The organism is Janthinobacterium sp. 1L-D-8-B-C4 (assembly GCF_057291295.1).
In genome coordinates this window covers 123,463-139,101 of sequence record NZ_JBXAVX010000010.1, presented here as the reverse complement: position 1 = coordinate 139,101, position 15,639 = coordinate 123,463, and the positions used below count along the sequence as shown (strand labels likewise).

The following is a 15,639-nucleotide window of genomic DNA, read 5'->3' as shown; positions in this document are numbered from 1 at the left end:
CTATAATATCGATATCGAATAATTTCCGATATCGATCATGATATGATTTATTGATGGATACTCTCAACCCCAACTGGTTCTTGCGAGCCCGCTTGAAGACGCGGCAATTGCTGCTCCTGATCGCCCTTGACGAGCAGCGCAATATCCACCGCGCGGCCGAAGAATTGCACATGACGCAACCGGCCGCGTCCAAGCAGATCAAGGACCTGGAAGAGATGCTCGACGTGCGCCTGTTCGACCGGTTGCCACGCGGCATGGAGCCGACCATTTTCGGCGAAACCATGATACGCCACGCACGCATGGCGCTGACCAGCCTGTCGCTGGCGCATGACGATATCGTTGCGCTCAAGTCGGGCCTGACGGGCCAGGTGGAAGTGGGCATCATCATGACGCCGGCGATGGCCCTGCTGCCGCGCGCCATCGCCCGCATCAAGCAGCAGGCGCCCCTGATGCGCATCGGCGTGCATGTGGAGCACAGCAATACCCTGATGGACATGCTGCAGCACGGCAAGCTCGATTTCATGATCGGGCGCATCCTGGAAAAGGAAGGCAGCTCCGGCCTGGTGTACGAGGAATTGACGGAAGAGCCGGCCAGCGTGGTGGCACGCAATGGCCATCCTTTGATGGCGCGCAAGAACCTGCAATTGAAGGATATTTCGGACCATCCGTGGATTTTGCCGCCGCAAGGCAGCATCCTGCGCCACCGCTGCGACATGATGTTCCGCCGCGCCGGCCTGGAGCCCCCCGTCAACACGGTCGACACCACCGCCTTGCTCCTGATTACGTCCTTGCTGCAGCAGACCGATTCGCTGCACGTGATGCCGACCGAAGTGGCGCACTACTACCAGTCGCTGAACGTGCTGAGCATTTTGCCGATCGACCTGCCGTGCAAGATGGACGCCTTCGGCATCATCCGCCAGCGCGACCATCTGCTGTCGCCGGGCGCCGACATGCTGCTCAATGCGGTGCTGGCGGCGGCCAAGGATATGTATTAGTCCGGCACCTCGAAGAAAAAAAGTTGTACCAGCCGGCCATTGTCGGGAGTGTCGCCAAACACATTGCTGAGCGAATGGAAATAGTGGCCCTTGTACACGATCAGCCGGTTGTGGCGCATCGGCACTTCCAGCAGCGCCTGCCAGCTGTCGCGCCGCTCCTGCAAGTCATTGAATTTTTGCACCGCGTTGTTCGGCAGCCAGCGTTTCTGGAAATCCTTGAAGCTGGCGTAGCCGCCCGCTTTCACCTGCGCCTCGGGTAGCCTGCGGTACCAGCCGCTCGGCTGGTGGCGCCAGAAGGTGGTGCCGCCCTGGCACTGCCCGGGCGGGTTCAGATACAGCACGCCCGCATAAAAATTGAAATTGTTGCCCGTCTCGTTGTCGACATGGATGTCGGTGCGCGCCATCGCGTCGGCATAGCTGAGGCGGTACGAGCCGTTGTCCGGTGAAATGAAGCGGATCTCACGGCCCAGCGCGGTGGCGATGCGCTCCATGATGGCCTGGCAGGGCTGACCGTCGGTCTGGCTGCCCGGATAATTCTGGCCCGCATAGCGCTGCTGCTCGAACGGCAGCGCCAACGCCTGAGCACGCCAGGCGGCGGGATCGGGCAGGAAATCATCGATGACATGCAGGTTGGTTTCCCGTACAAAGTCGTGCAACTCGTCGGCTACCTCCAGCTGGCTCAAGCGCTCGGCTTGAGCAGGATTGGGGCTGGCAAAGCCGACCCGGCATACTTGCGCCAAAGCCGGGTGCAGTGCCAGCGCCTGCTCGTAGCGCGCCAAAGCCAGCTCGCGCTGGCCGCTGCGGTAGTAGAGCTCGGCCAGGCCCTGCAGGGTTTGCCAGCGCTCCGGGCGCAGGGCGTGCGCCCGTTCCAGCTCCGCTATCGTTTCCGGCACGCGCTGTTTCGCCAGCAACAGTTCGGCATGGACAATCGCGTAATCGTGTTCCTGTGGCGCCAGCTTGGCGGCCTGAGCGTAGCTGGCCAGCGCGGCGTCGTTGTCATTGCCGCGCATCACATTGCCCAGGTTATGGTGAAACAGGGCATTTTCCGGCTGCTGCCTGAGCGACAGTTTCAGCAGCCCCAGGCCCATCGCCGGCTGGCCCAGTTCCAGCATCGCCAGGCCCTGGAAATGCTGGGCTTCGGCCAGCGCCGGCTGCGCTTTATAAGCCGCCTGGTAGGCGTTGATCGCTTCGATCAGCTTGCCCTGCTGGTGCAGTTGACGGCCCTTGCTCAGTTGCTGTTCGGCCAGTGTCTGTTCGCCCATTCGCGTGTCTCCTTGAGTGTGGCGAACAGTGTAACCGAGCCCGCTTTTAGATGGCAGCGCTGACGGGAATTTCTTCGCCGTTCAGCTTGATCGCCACCTTGACGATCTGCGCCTTGACCTGGCGCGCCGACATGTCCGCTTCCTGGGCGTAGGCATACACGACGATGGCAAAATTCTTGTAGCTGCTGCGCGCCGCTTCGATCTTGCGCGCCGCTTCCTGGTCCACCTTCAGCAGGCTGTAGCCGTCGCCGTTGGTAAAGCCCAGCTTGTAGTCGCCATTGTCGTACATGTAGTAATAGGTGCCGGCCTCGGCAAACTTGGCGGGGAAGGCGCCCTTGTCCATCGCGTAGGGCGACAGTGCGCCCTGGCCGTTGATCTGGTAGCGCAGGTAGCGGCGCGTTTTCGCTTCGCTGACCTTGGCGTCGATCTGCGGCTTGATGGCGTCGAGCACTTCCTGCTTGCGGAAGGCGTCGTCGGTGCTGGTGTATTCACGCGAGATGCGCTGCGCCACGCTGGCGTAGTCGGGCGGCACGCCGGACAGGGCGATATAGCTGTACATCAATTGGTTGCCGCTGGTGATGTCGACGTAGCTGGCGCTGGGTGTGGCCGGGTCCGCTTGCGGCAGGCTGGCGGCCGCTGCCTTCACTTGCGCCTTGGCGGCCAGGTCGGCGGTGCTGGTGGCCACGGGGCCAGGAGCCGCAGCGTCAGGGGTGGCGGTATCGGCTTCTTTCTTGCCGCAGGCGGACAGGATCAGGGCGATGGCGAACAGGGCTGGCAGGGTGCGTTTCATGATGTTGTTCCTTGTAAAGTGAAATGAAAGAAGAGGGAATCAGACAATGCTTTTGCGTTTGTATTCGCCGTAGCCGAAGCTGGCCAGCACGATGCTTGATGCGAGCACCAGATAGAAGCCCAGGCCAAACGACATGCCCTGCCACACCTGGCCCAGCATTTCGCTGGCCATCTGCTGCGCCATGCTGGCGGCACGTGCACCGGCAATGCCGCTCATGGCGTCGCCCGCCTCGCTGATGGCGCCCTTGATCTTGAGATACAGCATGCCGGTGTGGATGACGATGAACAGCAGTGGTGCGCACTTGCCCAGCGCCGCTTTCGGGCTGGTGCTGGCCATGGTGGCAAAGCAGGCGGCAATCGCCAGCAGGAAGAAAAATTGTGCCGAGGTAAAACCACCACCGCCGCCGCGCGCAAAGCCTTCCAGGCTGTCGGCGGACAGGCCCAGCAACTGCCAGTACGAACGCGAGACGGCGGCGAACAGCCTGATATTGATGGTGTTGAAAATAAACGCGCCGGCCACCAGCACGCCGACCGCGCCCAGCGCCTTGAGGCCCAGGGCGGCGACGGCATTGCCCCACACCTGCTGGCCTTTTGCGCGCGCCAGTTTGGCGGCGGCGGTCATTTCTTCCTGGGTGATCTGCTGCGCCGTGACCACGCTCAAACTGTCGATGGCACCGGCGTCATTGAAGCGCACGTCGACTGCGGCATTGATGGCGGGCGCCGTGTCGGAGCGCCAGTGGCTGGCGACGTCGAACGCATATTGCACGCCGGCGACGGTGACGGTGCCCTGGCCGCCGGGCTGGTAAGCGAGGATGCGGCCGCGTGCGGACGGGGTGGATGTTGCCGTGGTTTGCGGTGCTGTGTGCATGTTGTACTCCCTGGGAATTGGCATGCTTTATTGCATGTACCCTCCCACAACGGGGGGCGCCCCAGGAAATACAAAATTATTTCAAACTATTTTTTGGCTATGTCACTGTCAAATGTGGGAACGTGCCCAAAGTGGCCCTGAGCAAGCTTTCGCAGGACAATATCCTCTTTGCGTCGAGTATCCAGCGCCAGCCCAGGTAGTTGGGCAGGTAACGCGTGGCCACGCCATGAAAGGCGCGCAACCATTCCCGCAAGCGGCTGTGATAGGCGTTGACGTTTTGCACGTGGACCGTGCCACGCACGCGGATGCCGGCCCGCAAATTCACCGCAGCATGCAAAATCCCCATTTCTTTTGCAAATACGGGATACGCCGGATGGCCGTCGGTGACCAGCAGGATGTCACGGTCGATCACCGCTGGCAGGCAGGCGTGCAACTTCGCCTTGGTCAGCTGGCCCAGGCCGGTAACGAAATCGACGGTCTGCCCGGTGCGGTCACGGGCAACCAGGACGCACACTTGTTCATTCGAAATACCGCGCTGGCGGGCCGCACCGCCGCGCTTGCGTGCCGGACGCGTCAGGTGCCGTGCCCCTTTCTGCGACTCCAATATATACATCTCGTCGGCCTCGGCGATGCCATGCAGGCAACGCGGCCGGTCGGTTTTGGCCAGGGCCAGGAAACGGTGGCGCCAGCGAAAACTGGTGTTGCGATGGATATGGACTTCGCTTGCAGCCTTGCGCACCGAAAACGAATTGAGCAGGCAATCGGCATACGCCAGCCAGCGGGACTTGTAGCGCAAGTGCGCCAGCGGCGTGCCGGTCAGGGCATTGAAGGTTTTACGGCAAGGTACACAGCGGTAGCGCTGCAGGCCATGGGCCTGGCCATGTCGGTGGAAATGTGTCGCGCCGCAGGCCGGGCAATGCAACTGCCCTTGTGCCACTTGTTCGATCAGGGTCACGCTCGCATCCTGCGCCACATCGCTACGCAACAGGTTGCCGCTGACAATACGCTGGCGCGGTGACAGTAGTGCGAATTGCTGGACGAAAACCTGCCACTGGGTAAGGTCCATGATCAGCTCCTGGAAGGAAATAACTGATTAGTCAGACCTCAGCAATGTCGGGTCGTTCCCACCTTTTGTGGTGACAGAGCCTATTTTTTCGGTGGCTGCATCAGGTCTTTCGCCGCCCCCTGGTAATCCTTCATCAAGCCCATGAAAGCGTCCTGCAGATGGCGCGCCGCCTCCTGCGGCGGTGCGCCGGTGCGCCGCGCCAGGTCGAATTTATACGCGTGCGCCGGGCTGTAACCGGCCTGCGAAGCGGCGTCGAGCAGCACGCCGGCGCGCTTCAACGAGGCCGGGTCGCCTTTGACCATCAGCAGCTCGGCCAGGTAGGTCTGCGCCACCGGGAAGTCTTTTGCCGCGGCTTTTTCCAGCCACTGCATGCCGGCTTTTGGCTGCTTGACGCCGGCGTCGCCGCCGCCGATGCCGTAGCCCAGCGCCGTCAGCGCCACCAGGTCGCCTGTGCGGGCGCGTTTTTCCAGCTGCTGGCGCGGGAATGGCCGCGCGGCGATCTGCATGCGGATTTCATGGTTGATGTCCTGCAGTACATTGCCGGGCCAGACCTTGGCGCCAGCCTTGGTTGCTGGCGTGGCGGTACTGGCGGCAGGCGCCGGCGCGCGCATGCCGCCGTTGCCATTGCTGGCTATCACGGCCGGCGACGGCTCGGGCGTGACCTTGCCGCTGCCCAGGTTCAGCACCAGGCGCGCCGAGGTTTCGCCAAACGACACGCGCGGCTTTTGCACATCGTGCGTCATGCTGGCCACGCGCGAGGCCACTTGCGAAAACAGTTCGCCCATCGGCAGGCCGGGCGCGTCGAGTGCGTCGAGCAGGGCGCTGGTATAGGGGCTGTTGCGCGAGTCGGGTGACCAGAAGTCGCGCGCCAGTGCGCCGGGGCCGGCCGAATAGGCGATCACCACGCCGCGCGGCGCGCCTGTATCGGCAAAACCGTGGCTGGCGGCGCCATTGCCACTGACGGGTAACTGGGCGCCGCCGCGCGTGTATTCGGCGCGGCAAGCGTCCAGGATCAGCACGGCGCCGCGCGCACCGCTGCGCTGCAGGTCGCCGGCCAGGCTGGCCACCGACACGCCCTGCGACTGGATCGCACTGCTGTTGAGCGCATTCATGTTCGCGCCGATCGGCAGCACGTAATTGGCTTCGCCGGCCTGCGCGCCGTGGCCGGCATAGAACACCAGCGCTATATCGGCGCCGCGCGCTTTGGTGGAAAATTCAGCCGAGGCCTGTTGCAACTGCGCGCTGCTGATATCGGTGCGCAACAGCACCTCGAAGCCAAGGCGGCGCAAGCGTTCGGCCATGGCGCGCGCATCGTTGACGGGATTTAACAGGGGTTGAGGATAGGCGGCATTGCCGATCACCAGCGCGATGCGCTTGCCCGGGGTCGCCGCATGGGCATGCGTGGACTGCAGAAAAAACAGTGTCAGCAATAGCAGGAAAAGACGGCGCATCGCTCTCTCGGTCGTTGTTGTGTGAGTAACAAAAGGTTAGCGATTTTCACATCGATATGAGAAAATTGCCTCTATGCATTTTACCTTACTGACAAGTTTTTCTTGTCTGCAAGCGTATTCTTCCCGGCCGCAGGCATGAACAGCTCATGCCGCGCGCCTCATACACGATCGGACCGGCTTTGCAATCGGAACAATTTGAACGTATCCAGGACTTCTGGAGCCGCCGCCAGCAGCTCACCCAGCAAGAGCTGGCGGAGTTTTATCAACGCACCATCGCCGCGCTGACGCCCTGCCGTCCGCGCGAAGCGGCGGCGCTGGGCGACAGCCTGGCGGACCTGCGCCACCATTTCTTTGTCGAAAAAGTGCTGGGCAGCGACAGTACCTCGGTACCGGTTCATGTCGGCGCGCTGTTTTTGTATTTCAAGCGCTACATCATCGACCAGTTGCGCAAGCTGCCCGATGGTGGCGGCGAGGATGATGCCGCTTGCCACTTGCGCGCGCCCGACGAGTACGCGCAAGCGCTGCGCGACTATCAGCTGACGCCGCAGCAGGTGCGCGAGGCCGCCGAGACCTTTATCACCACCTTGTCCGATGACTTGATCCTGCTGCTGCGCCATTGCGGCTGCGGCGGCATGCCGGTCAAGGAACTGGCCGAGCAGATCGCCTCGGCCCACTACCACAGCGGCAAGCTGGGCCTGGTCCACAAGCAGAAGGGCGACGCCAGCAGCGCCGGGCGCCAGACGGTACAGGCGTCGCACCGCGCCACCTTGCTGGGAGCCTGGGTGTTCAACCTGCTCAAGCTGCGTAGCGGCGACACCCTGACGGCAAGCGATATCGATGCGGCGCAAATAGTTTTGGATATTTTGTGCCTGGCTGCGTTAAGCGAGCATGTGGATCCCGCATCCACCCACCCGAATTTGAATGAAAGGCCACCGGCATGACTGCGCTGACGCCCTCGCTGGCCATTGTTGCCGCCCGTCTTGAAACGGCCCCCGCCAGCACCGAGTTGCTGGCGGACGATGTCGTCCAGGGTGACGCACCCGACTGGCGCGGCATCGCCGTGCCGCCCCATCTGCTGGAACGCTTTGCCCGCCGCAGCGACGCGGCGCCGCTGGCGAACCGCCCCATCGGCGGCGGCCAGATCCATCTGCTGGCGCGCCACCCCGGCTTTGGCGCGGTGCTGCTCGATGCCTGGCAGCCGGCGCTGGGCCAGTGGCGCGGCTGGCTGGTAACGCCCGATGCAGCCTATGCCGACGCCTGCGCCCTGGTGGTCGAAGAGCGCGACGCGCCCGCCGATCCGCGCGCCGGCCTGGTGCTGTGCGACCTGCCGGTGACCCTGGCGGTGGCTGACCTGGGCGCCTGCCTGGGCGTGTTCAGCCAGGACCGCTTGCAAACGGCGCGCTGGCTCGAATTGCACGGGCGCGACAATGCGGCGGCCGCCGCCCCCGGCGTGGTGGCGCGGGTGGCAGTGCTAGGCGGCTACGCGCTGACCGGCACGCCGCTTGGCGAACTGGGCAAGGACGCCAGGCACGCTTACCGCACGTTGCTTGGCCAGGGCTTGCAGCAGTTGCGCATAGCGCCAGCCACGCCAGCAGCGGCGCCGGCCATACCGATGATACCGGCGGCGCCGGTAAAGGCCGCCAATGCCTCGCGCTGGCTGAAGATGGTGACCGCCGTCGCCGCCAGCGTGATGGTGGCGCAATCGGTCTGGATTTTCCTGCCGAGGGACGCGGCGATCATCGACAACGCCGAGTATCGCGGTGGCGGCAGTGGCGTCGAGACAGGCAAGCGCATTCGCGTGCTGTTCCGCGCCGACGCCAGCGAAGCGGAAATTCGCACCTGGCTGCAGCGCGAGCAGCTGGAAATCGTCAATGGCCCCGATACGCTGGGCGCGTTCACCCTGCTCACGCGCGACCGCCAGAAGGTGTTGCCGCCGCCAGGCGCGGGCAATCCGCTGGCCGTGATCAATCCTTGATATGAAAAAATAAGAGAAAGTAATCAATCATGAACAACTATCAGAGTTTTGCATCTGCGCACTGGCGCAAGCTGGCTGCCGGCATCGCTGCCGGAGTCTTGCTGACCGGCTGCGCCATGACGCCCAACGGCCAGGGCGGCGTGATGGTCGGCCTCGATACGGCCGAACTGTTCGGCACGCCGCTGTCCACTTTCAAGCTGCGTGACGGCACCGAAGGCACCTTGCGCAAGGATACGCAGGGAAAATTTTCGATCAAACTGTCGCAGGCGTTTCGCGTGGTGCCACTGGCAAAAGCCATTACGGCGCGCGTGGCGCGCGTGGAAAACGTGGGCGAGCGCACGGTGGTGATCGTTGAAACCCAGGAGCGCGGCTGCGCCTACCGCTACGAAGTGCTGGCCTTCCAGGGCAGCGACGTGCTGCAATGGACCATCGGCAATTGCAAGGACCGCCCGCGCGTGGCACTGGCGCCTGACGGCAAGTCGCTCAATATCGACTTCCCGAATTACAACACCCTGTCGCGCCAGATCTATACCGACAGCCGTCTGCTCAACACCAGCGTGCCGGTGCCGCCCGGCGTCGATACGCGCTTGGTGCCGTTTGCCGACGACGCCTTGCGCGGCACTGCCCCGGCGATGGTCAACACGCCGATTGGCGATGCTGGCGGGCGCGTGATTCCGGCGCCGCCGGCGCCCGCCGCTGCCCCTGTGGCAGCACCGAAAGCGACATCGCGCAGCACGGCAAAAACGCGCCGCCAGGAAACCCCGGCCAAGGCCGCCGCGCCCGCCGCCATCAGCCTGCCGCTGCCACGCGTGGCCACGCCCGCACCGGCGGCCGCGCCGATGATCTTCCAGGCCGAAGAGATCAAGCCGGTCGTGATCGATTTGAGGAAATAAGATGGCAGCGAGTTTGCGCAGTCTGCAGATCCGGCAGACCCTGATTCTGATCGCCCTGACCATCGTCTACCTGTGCTTCGAGCTGGGCTTCAATGCCCGCCTGCTCGACGTGGTGGGCGGCGATGTCACGCCGCACGACGTGGAAGGCGTGGAGTTTTACGGCCGCAGCCTGTCGGGCATCGCCGCCGCGCTGGTGGTGCTGCAGCTGATGTGGCGCCGGCGCCTGAAAAATGGCGGCAAGGACGGCAGCGGCCCCAGCTGGAAGCAAATCATGATCTGGTGCGCATTCACGGCGGTGCTGGTGTTCATGGTGCTGAAAACCCTGGTAACCGTGCTGGTCAATACCCGCGATGCGGAATTTCGCCGCATGGCCTTCAACACCACCTTGATGCAGCGCTCGCTGGTGGCCGGCAGCTTGCAATTGCAGGGCCTGGTCAACGATCCCGCCCTGTTTGCCCAGCCTGAGGGAAAAGCCTTCCTGGCATTGTTTCCTTTCCTGGCCGTCTCGGTCGGCCATCTCGATGAACGCATGGAGCCGGCCAAGGAGCAGTTGATCAGCTTCAACGTGCGCAAGATCGCCGGCGGTGCGGGCGGCTACTATGAAAAGTACCAGCAGGCGATCGGGGAAGTGCGCGATAGCTGGAAACTGTATTCGGGCATTATTCCCGACAACGACGCCGGCCTGCGCCAGGAACAGGAAAAGGCCTGGAATGATTACCAGCAAAGCCTGTCGCGCCACGGCTGGCGTCCCGAATCGGTGCCGGCGCGCCGGCGCGCCGCAGTGGTCAGTAACGTGCGCAAGAAAGTGCCGGTGCCGGCCAACTGGCATCCGGCCGACCAGTTCTCGTTCCGCCTTGCCATCAAGCGCCGCTACGCGTCGGAAGCGGCCGGCAAGGGCGTGACTGTCAAGGGCGACCGGATTCCGCCTGGCCTGTCTTTCCCGGCCTTCGTGGCGCGCCCCGGCATCCAGTCCGTCCTGCGCGATGGGCCGGACGGCGGCGACGGTAGCGAGAAAAGCCGGGGACTGCGCTTGCCCAAAGGCGCCGTGGTGCAGGATGCGTATGGCAGCCCGGCCGAATTTGGCCGTCTGTTCGACCAGTTTGTTGCGCGCCAGACGGCCGAAAGACTGGTGGAATACCGCGCCAGCCGCAGCGACTTCGAGGGCGGCGGCAAATACTTTGAGGAAGGCAAGGAAGCCTCGCGCGCGGCCATCGTGCCACCGGTTGCGCTGTTCTTTTCCTTGCTGGGCGCCATCGGCCACTTCTCGAAACTGCTGTACCTGATCGCTACCGTGGGCTTGCTGGTGCTGGCGGCGCGCCGGGGCGAGCAGGCCGGCGAGGATGGCCAGCTGAGCCGCCGCTCGGCCTGGATCGCCACCGGCGTGCTGGCCGGTGCTTTCCTCGGTACCTGGGGCATCTTTACGCTCTCGGACAATAATGTGACGCGAAGCGAGTTGTTCCGCCAGATGCTCGACTGGAACCGCCAGGCCGACGCCGACAGCACGCGCTGGAAAATCGCCGGCAAGGCACTGCTGGCCAATTTCACGCACGTGGTGGCGGTGGGGCAGGGCTATAGCTACCCCGTCAATGAAGCGATTCGCATCAATATTTTGCAGGGAATGGAATATGGTTATCACCCGAAAGAAAAATAAGGCCGCGGCGCTGGCGCTGCTGCTGAGTCTGTTGGCCGGCAGCGTGCAGGCCGAATGCCTGGGCATGAAGGTGCAGGCCCACCGCGGCGCCGGCAATGCCCCGGAAAATTCGCTGAGCGCCTTGCGCAACGCCTATTTCGGCACCTGGGACGGCGTCGAGACAGACTTGCAGCTGCTCGGCGACGGCAGCTGGGTGGTACACCACGACCTGCTGACGGGCCGGGTGGTCGATACGGGCCAGCCCTTGCCTGTGCGCCAGATGAACGCCGGGCAATGGCGCGCCGCCAGCATGAAACATCGTGGCGTGACCACCGCCGAAACGCCACCCTTCGTAACCGACATCGCCGACCTGGCCACGCCGTTCCCCGCCAAAACCCTGAATGCGGAAATCAAGGACCTGGTGCCGTCCTGCGCGCCGATCGAGTCGCTGGTGCAGCAGCTGCGCGGTGGCATCAAGCACGGCAACTGGTTCCTGACGTCCGCCGTGCCGAACAACCTGCTGTGCGCGCGCCGCGCCGATCCGCAGGGTTACCTGGGCCTGATCGTGTTCGACGCGCGCAACGCGCAGGCGGCCGGCGCCAACCGCGTCAGCCGCTTTATCGCCAAAAACGCCCGCGCGCCGAAGCTCGACAAGCCCTGGCTGCAGCGGGTACAGCAGCAGATCGGCATGCCGGTCGGCGTGCATGTCGACGCGCGCAGCCTGGACGCCAATCCTACGCTGCTGGCGGACGCCGCCAGTCTGAACATGCCGGTGTTCGTGTATGCGGTCGATGGCGATTCGGCGCTGGCGGCATCGCTGCTGCGGGCGCAAAAACGCAGCCACCGCTGGCCCAGCGGGGTGATACTCGACGGCAGTAGTGACGCGTTTTGCGGCATGCTGCAATAACGCATGAGACGGCTGGGGTCAGATCCTGATGCCGCTAATTTAAGGCACCCGAGACCGCTCTCGCTTACCCCGAACAGCGAAAATACTGGGGTCGGACCCTGAGGGTCCGACCGCGGATCTTGCTTTTGGGGTTGAAAAAGACGCTAACTTAGCGTCAGATCTTCCGCACCGCACCATCGATATTGTTTGCATCCCGCGCGGCTCTGGCTTATAAATGTAATCGATTACATTTTTGAAGAACGCCATGCCGCCAGTTGTTCCCGCCATCGTTAATGCCGAATCCGCCGTCTCGATCAGCGCCGTCGCCGCCCATGCCGGCGTGTCGGTGGCGACCGTCTCGCGCGTGATGAACGAGCACAGCAGCGTGCGGGCGCCGACGCGCGACAAGGTGCTCGCCTCGGTCGCTGCGCTGGGCTACCGCATGAACCACCTGGCGCGCAGCCTGCGCACGGCCGAGAGCCGCATGCTGCTGACCATGGTGCCTGACGTCGGCAACCCGTTCTATGCGCAGATCGTGCGCGGCATCGATACGGTAGCGCGCGAGCACGGTTATTTCGTGCTGCTGTGCGACACGGGCGCCGACGAGGGCCGCGAGCGTTCGTATTTCGACTTGCTGCGCATGCACCGCGCCGACGGCGCCATCTGTCTTGACCCGGACACGGTGCAGCATGCGCTGTCGCATGAATCGATCAGCCTGCCATGGGTGGCCTGCTGCGAATTCGATCCCGGCGTGGCCGTGCCGTATGTCGGCATCGACAACCACCGCGCCGCCTCCGACGCGGTGGCGCATCTGCTGGCGCAGGGACACACGCGTATCGCCCTGATCAATTCCGACGAGCGCTATCTGTATGCGCGCCAGCGTCGCCAGGGCTATCTGGACACCCTGGCCGGCGCCGGCGTGGCCGTGCAGCCGCAATGGATGCGCACCGTGCAAAGCCTGGACTACGAGGCGGGCACGCAGGCGGCGCTGGACCTGATGGCGCAAGCCGACGCGCCGACTGCCATCTTTGCCGTCTCCGACACCCTGGCCATTGGCGTGTTGAGCGCGCTGCGCCAGTTGAAAAAAAGAGTGCCGCAAGACGTGGCGGTGATCGGCTTTGACGATATCGCGATTGCCGCCCAGTTCGATCCGGGCTTGACCACCATCGCGCAGCCGATGCGCGAGCTGGGCGAGACGGCTGCGCGATTGCTGCTGCAGCGCCTGGCCGACCCGGCCGCACAAGTGCCCGGAGTGGTGCTGCAACATAATTTGGTATTACGGGGGAGTGCATAGTGAGCGTTGCCGTCAGATTTGAAGCGATCTGCAAGGACTTCGGTCCGGTGCGGGTCTTGCATGGCGTCAGTTTTGAATTGTCGCCGGGAAGGGTGTACGGCTTGCTCGGTGAAAACGGCGCCGGCAAGTCGACCCTGATGAAAATCCTTGCCGGCTACGAGGCCGTCAGCGAAGGCCAGTTGCTGATCGATGGCCAGCCGCAGCGCTTTGCCAGTTCGCGCGCGGCAGAAAGCGCCGGCATCGTGCTGATCCACCAGGAATTCAACCTGGCCGAGCACCTGACGGTGGCGCAGAACATGTTCCTCGGCCACGAGAAAACGCGCGGCTGGCTGCTCGACGAAAAGGCCATGCACGAGGAGGCGTCGCGCTACCTGAAGCAGGTGGGGCTGGACGTGTCGCCGGCAACGAAAATCCGCGACCTGATTGTGGCTGAAAAGCAGCTGGTCGAGATCGCCAAGGCGCTGTCGCGCCGCGCCCGCTTCCTGATCATGGACGAGCCGACCGCCACGCTGACCTCGTCGGAAACCCAGCGCCTGTTTGCCGTGATGGCGCAGCTGAAAAGCGACGGCGTCACCATCCTGTATATCTCGCACAAGCTCGATGAAGTCGAGCGCAATACGGACGAAGTGATCGTCATGCGCGACGGCCGCTTTGTCACGCGCGAACTGACGGCCAGCCTGACGCGCCAGCAGATGGCCAACCTGATGGTGGGCCGCGAATTGTCCGACATGTTCCCGGCCAAGGTGCCGCTGGCGGCGGATGCGCCGGTGCTGCTCAAGGTCGAGGGCCTGAGCGTGCCGGGCTGGTCGACCGACCTGTCGTTCGAGGTGCGCGCCGGCGAAGTGCTGGGTTTTGCCGGGCTGGTCGGCGCCGGCCGCACCGAGTCGTTCGAGGCGCTGCTGGGTTTGCGCGCGCGCAGCGCCGGCACCATCACGCTGGAGGGCAAGATGGTCAATATCCGCACGCCGCGCGAAGCGATGGTGCATGGCATGACCTATCTGAGCGAAGACCGCAAGGGCAAGGGCCTGCACGTGAATTTGGGCCTGCGTGAAAACCTGACCATGATGACGATGGAGCGCTATGCGCGGCCCTGGCTGGACTTGAAGGCGGAGAAAGCCGCGCTGGCCAAGGCGGTGGGCGACTTCAATATCCGCACTGGCGACCAGGGCAGCCGCGCGCGCATGCTGTCGGGCGGTAACCAGCAAAAGCTGGCGCTGGCCAAATACCTGCATTCCGATCCGCGCGTGATCGTGCTCGACGAACCGAGCCGCGGCGTGGACGTGGGCGCCAAGCGCGACATTTATTTTCTGATCCACCGCCTGGCCGCCGAAGGGCGCGCCGTGATCGTGATCTCGTCCGAATTGATCGAACTGATCGGCCTGTGCCACCGCGTTGCGGTGATGCGTGCCGGCACTTTACAAACCACGCTCGGCGCCGAGCACCTGACCGAAGAGGAGTTGATTGCTCATGCAACCGGCACGCACTGATACCACCACCAGTTCATTGACGCAACTGGGCGCACGCATCAAGGGCTTTGGCCCCGTACTGGGCCTGATCGCCCTGTGCATCGCGGGCACCTTGCTCAACGGCGACTTCGCCACCATCGACAACCTGATGAACGTGCTCACGCGCACGGCCTTTATCGGCATTATCGCCGTCGGCATGACCTTCGTGATTATCTCGGGCGGTATCGACCTGTCGGTCGGCTCGATGGCGGCGCTGATCGCCGGCTGCATGATTTATTTCATGAATCAATTGGCGATGGGCGTGGGCGGCGATCTGGCGCCGATCACCATGCTGGTATTGGGAATCGGCATGGCGCTGGTGCTGGGCGCCGGCTTTGGCCTGATGCATGGCTTGTTGATCAGCAAGGGCAATATCGAGCCGTTCATCGTCACGCTGGGTACGCTCGGCATCTTCCGCGCGGTGCTCACTTACCTGGCCGATGGCGGCGCGCTGACGCTCGACTCGACCTTGTCGGACCTGTACAGCCCCGTGTACTACACCAGCGTGCTGGGCGCGCCGATCCCGATCTGGATCTTCCTGATCGTCGCAGCCGCCGGCGCCATTATCCTGAACCGCACCACCTTTGGCCGCCATGTGCAGGCGATCGGCTCGAACGAGCAGGTGGCGCGCTATGCCGCCATCAATGTCGACCGCGTGAAAATCGCCACCTACATGCTGCTGGGCGTGTGCGTCGGCATCGCCACCGTGCTGTATGTGCCGCGCCTCGGCTCGGCCACGCCGACCACCGGCCTGTTGTGGGAACTTGAAGCGATCGCCGCCGTCGTGGTGGGCGGCACCGCCCTGAAGGGCGGCGAAGGCCGCATCGTTGGCACCGTGATCGGCGCCATCTTGCTGTCCGTGATCAGCAATATCCTGAATTTGACCAGCATTATCAGTGTCTATCTGAATGCCGCAGTGCAAGGCGTGGTGATTATCGCCGTCGCCTTCCTGCAGCGAGGCCGCAAATAAAAAAACAGCGGCGTTCTGAAAGGGCGGCCCGCAGGCCGCCTATAACCTTGGAGGA

At 63.7% G+C, this 15,639-nt stretch carries 14 protein-coding genes; 9 read left to right on the top strand and 5 right to left on the bottom strand.

Annotated features, from left to right (window positions below):
• Window positions 1–53 precede the first annotated feature (53 nt).
• A complete protein-coding gene (locus AC0Z42_RS18230) occupies window positions 54–995 on the top strand; it encodes a LysR family transcriptional regulator (protein WP_485469607.1) in 942 nt (313 codons plus the stop codon).
• On the opposite strand, the gene AC0Z42_RS18225 is transcribed toward AC0Z42_RS18230, so the two are convergent.
• The 5 genes from AC0Z42_RS18225 to AC0Z42_RS18205 all read right to left on the bottom strand — a co-directional run bounded on the left by AC0Z42_RS18225 (window position 992) and on the right by AC0Z42_RS18205 (window position 6,431).
• Window positions 992–2,257, bottom strand: a complete 1,266-nt coding sequence (locus AC0Z42_RS18225) for a DUF6445 family protein (RefSeq protein WP_485469606.1) — start codon at window positions 2,255–2,257, stop codon at window positions 992–994. The genes AC0Z42_RS18230 and AC0Z42_RS18225 overlap by 4 nt on opposite strands.
• Before the next feature lie 46 nt (window positions 2,258–2,303).
• The gene (locus tag AC0Z42_RS18220; RefSeq protein ID WP_485469605.1) at window positions 2,304–3,047 is read right to left on the bottom strand and encodes a hypothetical protein; all 744 of its coding nucleotides are present in this window, start codon (window positions 3,045–3,047) and stop codon (window positions 2,304–2,306) included.
• 39 nt (window positions 3,048–3,086) lie between these two features.
• Window positions 3,087–3,914 carry a hypothetical protein gene (locus AC0Z42_RS18215; RefSeq protein WP_485469604.1) on the bottom strand — a complete coding sequence of 276 codons (828 nt, stop codon included), beginning with the start codon at window positions 3,912–3,914 and terminating at the stop codon, window positions 3,087–3,089.
• 97 nt (window positions 3,915–4,011) lie between these two features.
• Window positions 4,012–4,980, bottom strand: coding sequence for an IS1595 family transposase (locus AC0Z42_RS18210; protein ID WP_485469603.1), 969 nt, complete (start codon window positions 4,978–4,980; stop codon window positions 4,012–4,014).
• A gap of 80 nt (window positions 4,981–5,060) precedes the next feature.
• The gene (locus AC0Z42_RS18205; protein WP_485469602.1) at window positions 5,061–6,431 is read right to left on the bottom strand and encodes a caspase family protein; all 1,371 of its coding nucleotides are present in this window, start codon (window positions 6,429–6,431) and stop codon (window positions 5,061–5,063) included.
• A gap of 146 nt (window positions 6,432–6,577) precedes the next feature.
• Here AC0Z42_RS18205 and AC0Z42_RS18200 point away from each other — a divergent pair, with 146 nt between their 5' ends.
• The 8 genes from AC0Z42_RS18200 to AC0Z42_RS18165 all read left to right on the top strand — a co-directional run bounded on the left by AC0Z42_RS18200 (window position 6,578) and on the right by AC0Z42_RS18165 (window position 15,584).
• Window positions 6,578–7,372, top strand: a complete 795-nt coding sequence (locus tag AC0Z42_RS18200) for a hypothetical protein (RefSeq protein ID WP_485469601.1) — start codon at window positions 6,578–6,580, stop codon at window positions 7,370–7,372.
• Window positions 7,369–8,406, top strand: a complete 1,038-nt coding sequence (locus AC0Z42_RS18195) for a hypothetical protein (protein WP_485469600.1) — start codon at window positions 7,369–7,371, stop codon at window positions 8,404–8,406. The genes AC0Z42_RS18200 and AC0Z42_RS18195 overlap by 4 nt, the downstream gene beginning before the upstream one ends.
• A gap of 29 nt (window positions 8,407–8,435) precedes the next feature.
• Window positions 8,436–9,299, top strand: coding sequence for a hypothetical protein (locus AC0Z42_RS18190; protein WP_485469599.1), 864 nt, complete (start codon window positions 8,436–8,438; stop codon window positions 9,297–9,299).
• Window position 9,300: 1 nt separating this feature from the next.
• A complete protein-coding gene (locus AC0Z42_RS18185; protein WP_485469598.1) occupies window positions 9,301–10,950 on the top strand; it encodes a hypothetical protein in 1,650 nt (549 codons plus the stop codon).
• A complete protein-coding gene (locus tag AC0Z42_RS18180) occupies window positions 10,925–11,836 on the top strand; it encodes a glycerophosphodiester phosphodiesterase (protein WP_485469597.1) in 912 nt (303 codons plus the stop codon). Before AC0Z42_RS18185 ends, AC0Z42_RS18180 begins: the two co-directional genes overlap by 26 nt.
• Before the next feature lie 244 nt (window positions 11,837–12,080).
• Entirely contained in the window at window positions 12,081–13,109 is a 1,029-nt protein-coding gene (locus AC0Z42_RS18175; protein ID WP_485469596.1) for a LacI family DNA-binding transcriptional regulator, read from the top strand.
• Window positions 13,109–14,596, top strand: a complete 1,488-nt coding sequence (locus AC0Z42_RS18170; protein ID WP_485469595.1) for a sugar ABC transporter ATP-binding protein — start codon at window positions 13,109–13,111, stop codon at window positions 14,594–14,596. Before AC0Z42_RS18175 ends, AC0Z42_RS18170 begins: the two co-directional genes overlap by 1 nt.
• Window positions 14,577–15,584, top strand: coding sequence for an ABC transporter permease (locus AC0Z42_RS18165; RefSeq protein ID WP_485469594.1), 1,008 nt, complete (start codon window positions 14,577–14,579; stop codon window positions 15,582–15,584). Before AC0Z42_RS18170 ends, AC0Z42_RS18165 begins: the two co-directional genes overlap by 20 nt.
• Window positions 15,585–15,639 lie beyond the last annotated feature (55 nt).